This is a genomic window from Candidatus Enterococcus ikei, from assembly GCF_017316105.1.
Taxonomy (GTDB): domain Bacteria; phylum Bacillota; class Bacilli; order Lactobacillales; family Enterococcaceae; genus Enterococcus_L; species Enterococcus_L ikei.
On sequence record NZ_JAFLWD010000009.1, the window covers coordinates 246,500 to 260,118 of the forward strand.

The following is a 13,619-nucleotide window of genomic DNA, read 5'->3' on the forward strand; positions in this document are numbered from 1 at the left end:
ATGAAGTTTGCAGTGATCGTTTTTCCAGGGTCAAATTGCGATAGAGATCTATTATGGGCAGTTAAAGATGTTTTAGGTGAAGAAGCTGAATATGTACGGCATGATGTAGAAAATTTAGAGGGGTTTGACGGAGTTCTGATTCCTGGAGGCTTTTCCTATGGTGATTATCTTAGATGTGGTGCAATCGCCCGTTTTTCAAAAATTATCAATGAAATCATCCGTTTTGCTAATGAAGGAAAACCTGTTTTTGGTACATGTAATGGATTTCAGATCCTTACAGAAGCAGGGCTTTTACCTGGTGTATTACTTCGGAATAGATCGTTGCACTTTATCTGTAAAACAGTCAGTTTAAAGGTGGAAAATAATCAAACAAGTTTTACTTCGGAATATCAAAAAGATGAAATTATTCATCTGCCTGTGGCTCACGGTGAAGGAAATTATTATTGTGATGAAAAAACACTTGAGCAATTAAAAGACAATAATCAAATTGTGTTTACTTATAATGGTGAAAACCCGAATGGTAGTTTGGCAAATATTGCTGGAATCGTCAACGAAAAGGGCAATGTTTTAGGAATGATGCCCCATCCAGAACGCGGAGTAGAACACTTGCTAGGGTCTGATGATGGATTGCGTTTTTTCCGATCGATCGTTAAAAACTATGGGAAGGTTGGGATAAAGAGATGATGAAATTGAAAGAACCAACACCTCAAGAAATCAAAAATCAACGAATTTATTCTCAGTGGGGCTTAACCGATGAAGAATATCGAATGATCGAAGAAGACATTTTAAAACGCCTGCCAAATTATACGGAAACGGGACTATTTTCTGTAATGTGGAGTGAGCATTGTTCCTACAAAAACTCAAAACCAGTGCTAAGAAAATTTCCTACAACGGGGCCAAGAGTGTTGCAAGGACCAGGGGAAGGTGCTGGAATCGTTGATATTGGAGATGGTCAAGCAGTTGTTTTTAAAGCGGAAAGCCATAATCATCCGTCTGCAGTTGAACCTTATGAAGGTGCAGCAACTGGTGTCGGTGGAATCATCCGAGATATATTTAGCATGGGTGCCAGACCGATTGCGCTATTAGATTCGTTGCGCTTTGGAGAACTAACCAATGATCGGACAAAATATCTCTTAGAAGAAGTTGTTTCTGGTATCAGTGGTTATGGTAATTGCATTGGAATTCCGACCGTTGGCGGGGAAGTCGCTTTTGATCCTTGTTATGAAGGGAATCCTTTGGTAAATGCGATGTGTGTTGGTTTGATCGATCATAAAGATATTCAAAAAGGTCAGGCCAAAGGCGTAGGTAACGCAATCATGTATGTCGGAGCGAAAACAGGACGCGACGGTATTCATGGTGCAACATTTGCTTCGGAAGAATTTGTGGAAGGTGAAGAACAGCAGCGGTCAGCTGTTCAAGTCGGAGATCCATTCATGGAAAAATTATTACTTGAGGCTTGTCTGGAATTGATTTTAGAACACTCAGAAATTTTAGTGGGAATTCAAGATATGGGAGCAGCTGGTTTAGTGTCTTCTAGTGCAGAAATGGCTTCTAAAGCGGGCTCTGGTTTGATTTTGGATTTAGATGATGTTCCTCAGCGGGAAACAGGGATGACGCCTTATGAAATGATGCTATCGGAATCACAAGAGCGGATGCTGATCTGTATTGAAAAGGGCCATGAAGCAGAAGTAATCGAGCTTTTTCGTAAATATGAATTAGAGGCTGTAACAATTGGGAAAGTTACCGATGATGGTTTATATCGTTTGAATCATCAAGGGATAGAGGTAGCTAATTTGCCGGTCGATGCCTTAGCAGAGGATGCTCCCGTTTATAATAAAGATCGTCAGGAACCGACAAGGATTAAAGAATTTAAAAAAATGCCAGATTTTCAACCAGAAATAACAGATGGCACACAAACGTTGTTACAGATACTGCAGCAGCCGACAATTGCTTCTAAAAAACGGATCTATGAAACTTATGATTCTCAGGTGCAAACGAATACCGTAGTTTTACCTGGCAGTGATGCCGCAGTTTTACGTGTCCGTGGAACGAAAAAAGCGTTAGCGATGACTACTGATTGCAATGCGCGCTATTTGTATTTAAATCCAGAAATTGGCGGTCAAATTGCAGTAGCAGAAGCAGCAAGAAATATTGTGGCTAGTGGCGGTCAACCTTTAGCAATTACAGATTGTTTAAACTATGGATCGCCAGATAAACCAGAAGGATTTTGGGAGCTTTGGACATCGGCAGATGGGATCGCTAAAGCATGTGAAGTACTGGAAACACCAGTGATTTCCGGCAATGTTTCATTGTACAACGAAACCAATGGGAAGGCGATTTATCCAACACCAGTTATTGGAATGGTGGGGTTGATAGCAGATTTAGCACATGTTACAACTCAAGATTTTAAGAACGTTGACGATTTGATCTATGTATTAGGTGAAACGAAAGCTGATTTTAATGGTAGCGAACTGCAAAAAATGACATTAGGTTTGATCGAAGGCAAATTAATGGATTTTGACTTAGCTATTGAAAAAGAAATCCAACAACTAGTTTTAACTGCAATTCAATCAGGCTTGATCGAAAGTGCTCATGATTGTTCTGAAGGTGGGTTAGGTGTGGCATTAGCTGAGTGTTCGTTTAAACACGACTTTGGCTTAGAAGTTGAATTAGATATGCCGACTTGTTTTCTATTTTCTGAGACACAATCAAGGTTTGTTTTAACGGTCAAACCAGAAAATCAATCAGAATTCGAAAAGAGAATGAATGGAAAAGCTCATCTGATTGGCAAAGTAACAGATAATGGATTCGTTAGTATTCAAATGAATGATCAAAAAATAGAAGTTTTGACACAAACAGCCAAAGAGTTGTGGGAGGAAGCGATTCCATGTCTTATGAAGTGAAAAGTCTAAATGAAGAATGTGGCGTTTTTGGTATTTGGGGACATCCGGATGCAGCTCGTGTGACCTATTTTGGTTTACACAGCCTACAGCATAGAGGGCAAGAAGGTGCGGGAATTGTCTCTAATAATGATGGTAAATTAAATGGTTATCGAGGACTAGGGTTGCTTTCTGAGGTATTTAAAGATGAGCGTTCTTTAGCTTCGTTGAGTGGAAACTCTGCCATTGGTCATGTCCGCTATGCCACGGCAGGCAATGGCAGTGTGGATAATATCCAGCCGTTTATGTTCAAATTTTATGATGGTGCGTATGGTTTAGCCCATAATGGCAATTTGACCAATGCAAAAAGTCTACGGAAAAAATTGGAGCAAGACGGAGCTATTTTTCACTCAAATTCTGATACAGAAATTTTGATGCATTTGATTCGTAGAAGTAAACAACCGACTTTCATTGAACAATTGAAAGAAAGTTTACGAACGGTAAAAGGTGGTTTTGCATACGTATTACTTACCGAAACGGCGATGATCGCAGCTCTTGATCCCAATGCTTTTCGACCATTATCGATTGGGCAGATGAAAAATGGGGCTTATGTGATTGCTAGCGAAACGTGTGCATTAGAAGTTATTGGCGCTGCATTTGTTCGCGATGTAGGGCCAGGAGAAGTGATTATCATTGACGATAAGGGCTACAAAGTAGAAAAATACACAGAAGACACCCAATATGCGATTTGTTCTATGGAATATATTTATTTTGCTAGACCAGATTCGAATATTGCTGGAGTAAATGTACACACAGCTCGTAAAAACATGGGAAAACTACTAGCAAAAGAAGCACCAATCGAAGCTGATATGGTAGTTGGTGTACCTAATTCTTCTCTTTCGGCTGCTAGTGGATATGCTGAAGCTAGTGGTATTCCTTATGAGATGGGTTTAGTAAAAAGCCAATATATCGCACGAACATTTATTCAACCCACACAAGAATTAAGAGAACAAGGAGTTAGAATGAAACTTTCTGCAGTACGTGGTGTTGTTGAAGGAAAACGAGTGATCATGGTAGATGATTCGATTGTTCGTGGAACTACAAGTCGGCGTATTGTTCAACTGCTAAAAGATGCTGGAGCAAAAGAAGTACATGTACGAATTGCATCACCGCCGCTGAGGTTTCCTTGTTTTTATGGAATCGATATCCAAACCAGAAAAGAATTGATTGCTGCCAATCATTCAGTATCAGAAATCGAACAGCTGATTGCGGCAGATTCATTGCGTTTTTTAAGTGAACAAGGCTTGATCGATGCTATTGGCTTGAAATATGATGCGCCTTATTCTGGACTATGCATGGCCTATTTCAACGGGGATTATCCAACGCCATTATATGATTATGAACAGCATTATCAAGCGACCTTGAAAGAGAAAATTAGTTTTGCATAAATAAAGTACGACAAGGAAAAGTTGTTGATCGTTTATTATTAATTAGGAGGAACCTTAATGGCAAATGCCTATGCAAAAGCTGGCGTAGATGTTGAAGCTGGTTATGAAGTAGTAGAAAGAATCAAAAAGCATGTTGATCGAACAAAACGCATAGGTGTGATGGGAGCACTTGGTGGTTTTGGCGGTTGTTTTGATCTAAGTGCGGTGGAAGTGAAGGAGCCTGTTTTAATTTCTGGAACAGACGGGGTAGGGACGAAATTGATGGTTGCGATTCAAGAGGATAAACATGATACAATTGGAATCGATTGTGTGGCAATGTGTGTAAATGATATTGTGGCACAAGGAGCGGAGCCATTGTATTTTCTAGATTATATTGCTACAGGAAAAAATAGACCAGAACGCTTGGAAAAAGTTGTTGCTGGTGTAGCACAAGGATGTATACAAGCAGGAGCTGCACTGATTGGTGGAGAAACTGCGGAGATGCCAGGCATGTACAGTGATGATGACTACGATTTAGCAGGCTTTGCTGTTGGGATCGCAGAAAAAAATCAGATGGTCACAGGTGATAAAATCAAAGAAGGAGACGTCCTTTTAGGCTTGTCATCTAGTGGAATCCACTCAAACGGTTATTCTCTGGTGCGTAAGATATTTTTTGAAACACATCAACTAACAGGAAAAAGTATCATTCCAGAATTAAATGAAAAAGAACTTGGCGAGGAGCTTTTGACTCCTACAAAAATTTATGTGCAAGCGATACTACCTCTAATAAAACAGGAATTAGTGAACGGTATTGCTCATATTACTGGCGGAGGCTTTGTAGAAAATATCCCGCGCATGCTGCCAGAGAAATTGACCGCTGAAATTCAGTTAGGAAGTTGGCCAATCTTACCGATTTTTACAGTATTGGAAAAGTATGGACAGATTTCAACAATGGAAATGTATGAGATTTTCAATATGGGAATCGGCATGGTTTTAGCTGTTTCACCTGATAAAATCGATGATGTTCGAACGATTTTAAGTGAGCTTAACGAACCAAGTTATGTTATTGGTAAGGTAGTCGGGGAAAATAAGCAAGCCATTGTTTTTAAAGAGGTGTAAGAATGAAACTAGCAGTGTTTGCCTCAGGAAACGGCAGTAATTTCCAAGCGATTGCTGATGCTGTAGCAGAGGGAATGATTGATGCAGAAATTACTTTGTTATTTTGCGATAATAAAGATGCGTATGTAGTAAAACGGGCAAGATCGATGCTGATTCCAGTTATATCGTTTTCTCCGAAGGATTTCGAATCAAAAGCAATGTATGAAGCAGAAATTCTTCATCTGCTAGAAGAAGAGCAAATTGATTTAGTGGTTTTAGCAGGATATATGAGAATCATCGGATCAACACTATTAGAAGTTTTTTCAAATCGAATGATCAATATACATCCGTCACTATTGCCTCATTTTCCTGGTCTACATGGAATCAGGGACGCATTTTATGCAAATGTATCTGAAACAGGCGTAACTATTCATTATGTGGATGACGGTGTAGATACAGGACCAATCATCGCTCAGGAGAAAGTACAGATCGAAGCAATTGACACACTTGATTCGCTAGAGGAAAAAATCCATAATGTAGAACATAAATTGTATCCAAAAATTTTAGCTAAACTTATTAAAAATCAGCAGGGAGAGAGTCTTTCATGACAAGAAAAAGAGCATTGATCAGCGTGTCAGATAAAACAGGTGTAGCCACTTTTGCGAAGGGCTTGGTCGATCAAGGGATAGAGATTATTTCCACAGGTGGTACTAAGACTGCTCTTGAGCAAGCGGGCATACCAACTATTTCAATTGAAGAAGTAACCGATTTTCCAGAGATGATGGATGGACGAGTAAAAACGTTACATCCCAAAATCCATGGTGGGTTGCTGGGTCGTCGTGATTTGAGTACGCATATAGAGGCTATGGAAACCTATGATATTCAACCAATTGATTTTGTTTGTGTAAATCTTTATCCGTTTAAAGAAACGATTTTGAAAGAAGATGTAACACAAGCGCAAGCAATTGAAAACATTGATATCGGCGGACCGAGCATGCTGAGAAGTGCTGCGAAGAATCATCAATCTGTGACTGTTGTTGTTGACCCTAAAGATTATGAACAAGTTTTAGCAGAGCTTTCACAAACAGGCGAAACGACCTTTGAAACGAGACAGAAATTAGCAGCTAAAGTTTTCCGACATACCGCGGCATACGATGCTTTGATTGCTGGCTATTTGACGGATTTAGTACATGAAAAAGAACCAGAATCTCTAACTCTGACCTATGATTTGAAACAAACATTGCGATATGGCGAAAATAGTCATCAAGAAGCTGCTTTTTATCAAAATGCGTTACCCGTACCATTTTCGATCGCTAGTGCTAAACAGCTTCATGGTAAAGAATTATCTTATAATAATATTAAAGATGCAGATGCGGCTATTCGAATTTCGAGAGAATTTGAGCAACCAGCAGTCGTTGCGGTCAAACATATGAATCCATGCGGAATTGGTATCGGAGAAACGATTGAAGAGGCGTATCAATATGCTTATGAAGCCGATCCAGTATCTATTTTCGGTGGAATCATTGTTTTGAATCGGGAAGTCGATGTACAGACTGCAAAAAAAATGCATGAATTATTCCTTGAAATTATTATTGCTCCAAGTTTTTCAGAAGAAGCATTTGAATGTTTAAGCAGCAAAAAAAATCTTCGTTTGATGACACTGGATTTTTCTAAAAAAGAACAAGCAATAGAAGATGAAAAAGTTTCTGTTCTAGGTGGATTGTTGATTCAAAATCAAGATATTGTTAATGAAAAAGCAGAGAATTGGCAAGTAGTAACGAAAAGACAGCCGACGGTAGAGGAACTAAAAGCTCTGGAATTTGCTTGGAAAACAGTCAAACATGTCAAAAGTAATGCAATCGTTGTATCAAATAGTCACCAAACATTAGGGATTGGTGCAGGTCAAATGAACCGTGTTGGCTCAGTCCAAATCGCTATCAACCAAGCAGGAGCGAAGGTCAACGAAGCAGTGTTGGCTAGCGATGCCTTTTTCCCGATGGGTGATAGTGTAGAGTATGCCGGCAAGCGTGGCATCAAAGCAATCGTTCAACCTGGCGGAAGCATCAAAGATCAAGCATCGATCGATATGGCAGACAAATATGGTATTGCTATGGTATTTACAGATATTCGACACTTTAGACATTAAAAGGAGAATTTGATGGGATTAACGATTTTAGTCATTGGAAGCGGTGGTCGAGAACATGCTATCGCACAAAAATTGATTCAAAGTCCAAATGTATCTACGGTCTTTTGTGCTAAAGGAAATGCTGGAATGACAAGAGACGGAATTCAATTAGTAGATATTGCAGAAGATGATCATTCTGGGTTGATTAAATTTTCTAAGGAAAATCAGGTTGATTGGGTATTCGTTGGGCCTGAAATCCCTTTATTAAATGGAATCGTTGATGATTTTACTGCAGCTGGCTTGCCTGCCTTTGGTCCAGTGAAGGCGGCGGCATTTATTGAAGGCTCAAAAGACTTTGCAAAAAAAATCATGAATAAGTATGAGATACCAACAGCAGAGCATCAAACATTTTTTGATTTTGAACAAGCAAAAGCATATGTTATTGAAAAAGGAGCGCCAATTGTTATTAAGGCTGATGGTTTAGCTGCCGGCAAAGGTGTTGTTGTTGCACAGACGGTTGAAGTGGCAATTGAAGCGTTAAAAGATATGCTCGAATATAATAAATTTGGTTCAAGCGGTGCTAAAGTAGTGATTGAAGAGTTTCTCAGTGGTGAGGAATTTTCCTTATTAGCTTTTGTGCGTAATCAAGAAGTCTATCCTATGGTAATTGCCCAAGATCATAAACGTGCATATGAACAGGATAAAGGTCCCAATACAGGTGGTATGGGCGCCTATTCTCCTGTTCCACAAATTCCTGATCAAATGGTCAAAGAAGCAATTGAAACGATCGTAAAACCGACTGCACACGCAATGGTGGAAGAAGGTCGAGCGTTTACAGGGATTTTATATGCTGGTTTGATTGCTACAGAAAGTGGTCCTAAAGTTATAGAATTCAATGCTCGTTTTGGTGATCCAGAAACCCAAGTTGTGTTACAACGTTTAGAGAGTGATTTTGCCCAAATTATTGACGACTTACTTAATGGAAAAAAACCAGATATAAAATGGAAGCAAGAAGGCTATAGCGTTGGTGTTGTGGTTGCGGCTGAAGGTTATCCTAATAACTATGAAAAAGAACATAAAATCCCTGACTTTTCTGATTTGAATACAGCGCATGTCTATTATGCCGGGGTGAAAGCGCAGGGGAATCAACTTGTTTCAAACGGTGGTCGAGTCTATCTTATTGAAGCTAGCGGTGACACATTAAAGGATGCTCAAAAATCGGTGTATGACGTATTAAATAAAGTGAATACAGAAGGAACGTTCTACCGCAAGGATATTGGCTTTAAAGGAATCAAATAAACAGTGGCGCAATGATTGCTATAAATTATGAACAATAGGCTATCAGAAGAGATGGAAACGAGAAAATCGTTGAAGCTCTTCTTTTTTTGTGAGTTAACGGAATACGCAATAAAATCGACTATAATTTTAAAAAGCCCTTCACACCTTCAAAACCTATGATATAATCGTTTAGGAAGGGGAGTTGACTAATGAAAGGTAAGATAAAACAAGACGTATCATTTTCAGTTACTGATTTGAAACAGTCTCCTATGACGATTTTTGAAACGGCTAAAAAAAAGAACACAGGTGTTTATATTTACAACAGAAAAAAAGTAGCTGGTGTAATATTGAGTGTTGAACAATATGAGGATTTAATAAATAAAAAGTCGGCCGAACATGGTCAAGATATAAAAATTGCGCAATTAAACCAAGCGATTCGTCAAAAAATTGCTTTTGGCTCGTTGATATCTACTAAAAATTTAGATGATCAATTAGCTTTATTAGGATTTATTACTAGAAAAATTGGGTTGGATGATTACAGCGAAATGATGAATGAGCTGAATGAGACAGGCAAAATCGAATACGAGTTTCAGAAAAAAGAAGATCGAACGAACATTATTGCGGAAGTTATTGGAGAACAAAGTAATCAATCACATTTATCAGATAAAATAATTGTTAAGAAGATTCACCTTAAAATAGTGTAAACAGTTGCTAAAAAGCATACTCAGATTAACCTCTAATCTGAGTATGCTTTTTTCTGAAATGAGGAAGAAGGAACAAAAAAAGTTAGAAGTAAAAATCATTATTTATTTAACTCTAAATAACGTTCCAGATAATCAGCAAGGCCATCTTCATCATTGGTTTTAGCAGTGATGTCATTGGCAACAGCTTTAATTTGCTCGGTTGCATTCTTCATAGCAACACCCCAACCAACGTAGTCTAGCATTTCTTCATCATTATGTTCATCTCCAAAAGCGATGATATCTGTTCGTTTTATATCCAGATATTTAGCGACTTGTTCCACGCCTTTAGCTTTTTGAATCCCTTTTGAGACGATTTCTAAGATAGGTGTGGGTCCGCCCCATGTTCGAACATCAACGTAATCTCCATATTGTTTCATTAGTGAGTCAGAAACTAATTTGGCTTGATCTTTCGATGTACGCACCATCATTGAAGTCGGATCTGTGACTAAATTTTTAGTCGTTAAAAGGTTGCTGGGGGTTGCTTCTGATGCAAAGAAAGTTGAGTCAAAGAAGTCTAAACTATCAATGAAAAAGGTTTCTTTATTTTCTGCAGCGACAAAATCAAGATTCAACGCTTTCTTTTGCGCTAAAATATCAAAAACTAAATCTCTTTGAATCCCAGTCTCTTTTTCATCTGCCCATTGTTTTTCAGGCATATGAACGAGTGCGCCGTTAAAGTTGACCATAGGGGTTGATAGTCCTAATTGACGATAGAATTGATCACTCATGCGATAAGGACGACCAGTAACGATGCTGACATAGTGACCTTGTTGCATTGCTTTTTTTAGTGCTTTTTCAGTGGTCTCACTAATCAGTGACTGTGCATTCAATGTTGTACCATCTAAATCAATTGCGATTAATTTTTTCAAAATCGTTCCTCCCACAGTATTTTCTATAACTTAGTCTAGCATAAAATAACAGAATGACAAGTTTTCAAGAAAATTTTTGAAAAAATTTACTTTATGATACACTAAAATGAAAAAGGCGGTGGGATTTTTGAAACAAATGTATTGTTGGGCAATTCGGATAATAACATTGTTCTATTGTACTTATATGATATTTTTCGCTGATAGCTATCATTTTATGGCACTGAATGTATTTTTAGCATATTTGCCAATTGAAATCAGCTTTCATTTTCAGAAGGTGACTAAAAATTGGTTTTTGTTATTAGGAATACTTTGGTTGTTGTTTTATCCGAATGCGCCTTATTTATTTACTGATTTTTTTCATTTAGAAACTCTAACTATTTATCAGGGGATGGATCAATTGTTCGGTCAGTCACTGTCAGATTGGCTTTCTTTTAGTTTATTGACAGTAGGTATTTGTTTTTATGGTTTTGTAGGGATGGCGACAATTTTTTCTACACTTCATGAATGTTATCGAAGGAGCATTTTTAACAAGAAATGGCAAGGAGGGCTCTTTGTTTTGATTGTAAATTTATTATCAAGTCTGGCTATTTTTGTTGGACGATTTGATCGTTTACATAGCATACATTTATTTACGAAACCTTTGAAAACCATCACAATCATTTTTTTGAATTGGTCAGTGAATAAAGTGTTATTTATTTTGTTATTTACTGGGCTACAACTTCTTTTATTACTAGCTATTATTTGTGTGAAAAAATCGGATATGCTGAATAAAGAAGAAAAGCTGTGTTGACAGTCTGTGAAGAAATTGTTACTCTGATGATGAGTGTTTATGGAAATAAAAGAAGAGGAGTTTTATAAAGATGAAAAAGTGGCAAAGCTCTTTATTAACTGTTGTATTAACCATTGGGGGAATTAGCGGTACTTTGTTTGGGGCAAATGATATCGCTAGTGGGCAAACAGGGAATCAATCAAATACTGAAAATCAGTCAGCCCAACAACAGACAAGCAAAGAACAATCACATGACGGTGTGATTCCATTTCAAATTTTGGGGATCAATGATTTTCATGGTGCGTTGAATACAACTGGTTCTTTTTTCGATGATGCTGGCAATAAAACAATCAACGCTGGGACAGCGCCATTACTTGCAGGCTATCTAAATCAAGCGCAAGAACGGTTTGCTTCAGCGAATGCAGGTGCTCAAACGCTACGTGTGCAAGCCGGAGACATGGTTGGGGCAAGTCCAGCAAGCTCAGGATTACTTCAAGATGAACCAACGATCAAAGTGTTGAATCAGATGGATTTTGCTGTAGGAACCTTGGGAAATCACGAATTCGATGAAGGACTTGAAGAATTTAACCGAATTATGATGGGAGAAAAACCATTACTAGATCCATATAATATTTTGATAAATTACCCTAGAGTAGCTTCTAAAACTGAAATTGTGATTGGGAATGTTGTAAAAAAAGGAACCTCAGAAAATCCGGAAATTCCATTTAACTGGAAACCTTATACTATTAAAGAAGTAGGAACGGGGACTAATAAAGTAAAAGTCGGATTTATTGGTGTTGTTACAGCGGAAATACCTAATTTAGTACTAAAAGAACATTATGAAGCTTACGATTTTTTGGATGAGGCGGAAACAATTGCTTATTATTCCAGTGAATTAAAAAAACAAGATGTGAATGCGATCGTTGTTTTAGCCCATATCCCTGCGACTAGTAAAGCAGATAAGGTTAATGGTGAAGCAGCTGAGATTATTAATAAAGTGAACGAAATATACCCTGATAACAGTGTGGATGCATTTTTTGCAGCACATAATCATCAGTACACAAATGGCGTAGTCAATAAAACCAGAGTTGTTCAGTCGACAGCGCAAGGAAAAGGCTATATCGATTTACAAGGTACGCTTGATCCGAAGACAAATGATTTTGTAGAAATCCCTAAAGCAGAAGTATTACCAGTTGATCCTGCTGGGAAAAATGTGCCGAAACTAGATGAAAAAGTCGAAGCAACGGTAAAAGATGCCCAGTCACGAGTAGAAAAAGTAACAAACAAAAAAATTGGAACGGCTAAAAACAGCGGAGCAATCACGCGAGAAGTCAATGAGTCAAAAGAATCACCACTTGGAAATTTAATCACTGACGGGCAAGTGGCGATGGCAAAAGCTAAAAAAATTAACGTTGACTTTGCAATGACCAACAATGGCGGTATTCGGAGTGATTTGGCCGTTGAAGCGAATAATGAAATCACTTGGGGCGCGGCTCAAGCGGTGCAACCATTTGGCAATATTTTACAGGTTGTTGAAATGACTGGGGCGCAAGTGGAACAAGTTTTAAATGAGCAATATGATGAAGAAGAGCGTTACTTTTTACAAATTTCCGGTTTAACATATACGTATATAAAAACGGAGGATAAAAAGCAACCGTTCAAAGTCCATGAGATGTTTAAGAAAGACGGCACACCAATTCAAGCGGACCAAACATATCTTGTAGTAATCAACGATTTCTTATTTGGTGGAGGCGATGGTTTTTCTGGATTCACTGGAGCGAAGTTGGTAAATGCAATTCAACCAGATACAGAGACTTTTATTGGCTATATAGAAAGTAAAGAAGCGGCGGGCGAATTAATTTCAGCTTCTGTAGAAGGACGTAAAAAATTAGCTGAAGCAACAGAACCAATAGATCCCGAGGAACCTGAGCAAAATGATGCTGTAGATAGAATCAAAAAAGCAACCATTTTTGATCCTTTCTATGAAGAGGACGAATTATTGAGAGGTGTCACTATACCGAATGCAACAATCATGCTTTATATTGGAGAGCTCCCTCAAAGCCAAGCAAGAACGGCAGAACTTCCTGAAGGAGATTTAGTCGGACAATCTGATTCACAAGGGCTGATTAAAATCAACCTTACATCAATGAAACTTCAAGGGCAGAAGAAATTGACTGCTGTAGTTTTGGATGAAGAGAAAAATAAAGCCGTTTTTCCGATAGAGATTTTACCAAAAGAAGAAGCGATTTTGCCAACTACAAATACAAAAGTTCTTCCAGAAACAAACACGAAAAAAGAATTGCCGAAAACAGGTGAACAAAGACCAAATTTATCGATCGTAATAGGTTTGATGACAATAAATACAAGCTTGATCGTGTTAGTAAAAAGAAACGCTTAATCAGATAAAAAAATGAAGCCTTGCAGTTGCTGA

Annotated in this window: 11 protein-coding genes; 10 read left to right on the plus strand and 1 reads right to left on the minus strand. The window is 38.2% G+C overall.

The window, feature by feature from the left end:
- The 8 genes from purQ (at position 1) to JZO69_RS05220 (ending at position 9,511) form a co-directional block, all read left to right on the plus strand.
- Positions 1-684 carry a phosphoribosylformylglycinamidine synthase subunit PurQ gene (purQ, locus tag JZO69_RS05185; RefSeq protein WP_207111820.1) on the plus strand — a complete coding sequence of 228 codons (684 nt, stop codon included), beginning with the start codon at positions 1-3 and terminating at the stop codon, positions 682-684.
- Positions 681-2,903, plus strand: coding sequence for a phosphoribosylformylglycinamidine synthase subunit PurL (purL, locus tag JZO69_RS05190; RefSeq protein WP_207111821.1), 2,223 nt, complete (start codon positions 681-683; stop codon positions 2,901-2,903). Before purQ ends, purL begins: the two co-directional genes overlap by 4 nt.
- Positions 2,888-4,327, plus strand: a complete 1,440-nt coding sequence (gene purF / locus JZO69_RS05195; RefSeq protein WP_207111822.1) for an amidophosphoribosyltransferase — start codon at positions 2,888-2,890, stop codon at positions 4,325-4,327. Before purL ends, purF begins: the two co-directional genes overlap by 16 nt.
- A gap of 57 nt (positions 4,328-4,384) precedes the next feature.
- Entirely contained in the window at positions 4,385-5,425 is a 1,041-nt protein-coding gene (purM, locus tag JZO69_RS05200) for a phosphoribosylformylglycinamidine cyclo-ligase (RefSeq protein WP_207111823.1), read from the plus strand.
- Positions 5,426-5,427: 2 nt separating this feature from the next.
- Complete coding sequence (purN, locus tag JZO69_RS05205; protein ID WP_207111824.1) at positions 5,428-6,012, plus strand: phosphoribosylglycinamide formyltransferase; 585 nt, start codon at positions 5,428-5,430, stop codon at positions 6,010-6,012.
- Positions 6,009-7,550, plus strand: a complete 1,542-nt coding sequence (purH, locus tag JZO69_RS05210) for a bifunctional phosphoribosylaminoimidazolecarboxamide formyltransferase/IMP cyclohydrolase (RefSeq protein WP_207111825.1) — start codon at positions 6,009-6,011, stop codon at positions 7,548-7,550. The genes purN and purH overlap by 4 nt, the downstream gene beginning before the upstream one ends.
- 12 nt (positions 7,551-7,562) lie before the next feature.
- A complete protein-coding gene (gene purD, locus JZO69_RS05215) occupies positions 7,563-8,828 on the plus strand; it encodes a phosphoribosylamine--glycine ligase (RefSeq protein ID WP_207111826.1) in 1,266 nt (421 codons plus the stop codon).
- 188 nt (positions 8,829-9,016) lie between these two features.
- On the plus strand, positions 9,017-9,511 hold the full coding sequence (locus JZO69_RS05220) for a type II toxin-antitoxin system Phd/YefM family antitoxin (protein ID WP_207111827.1): 495 nt from the start codon (positions 9,017-9,019) through the stop codon (positions 9,509-9,511).
- Positions 9,512-9,609: 98 nt separating this feature from the next.
- Here JZO69_RS05220 and JZO69_RS05225 read toward each other — a convergent pair whose 3' ends face one another.
- Positions 9,610-10,419 (minus strand): Cof-type HAD-IIB family hydrolase, encoded by an 810-nt coding sequence (locus tag JZO69_RS05225; protein ID WP_207111828.1) that lies wholly within the window; start codon positions 10,417-10,419, stop codon positions 9,610-9,612.
- Positions 10,420-10,603: 184 nt separating this feature from the next.
- On the opposite strand from JZO69_RS05225, the gene JZO69_RS05230 reads away from it, so the two are divergent.
- Positions 10,604-11,209, plus strand: coding sequence for a DUF1361 domain-containing protein (locus tag JZO69_RS05230; RefSeq protein WP_207111861.1), 606 nt, complete (start codon positions 10,604-10,606; stop codon positions 11,207-11,209).
- A 70-nt stretch (positions 11,210-11,279) separates the two neighbouring features.
- Positions 11,280-13,586 carry a 5'-nucleotidase C-terminal domain-containing protein gene (locus tag JZO69_RS05235; protein WP_207111829.1) on the plus strand — a complete coding sequence of 769 codons (2,307 nt, stop codon included), beginning with the start codon at positions 11,280-11,282 and terminating at the stop codon, positions 13,584-13,586.
- Positions 13,587-13,619: the final 33 nt, after the last annotated feature.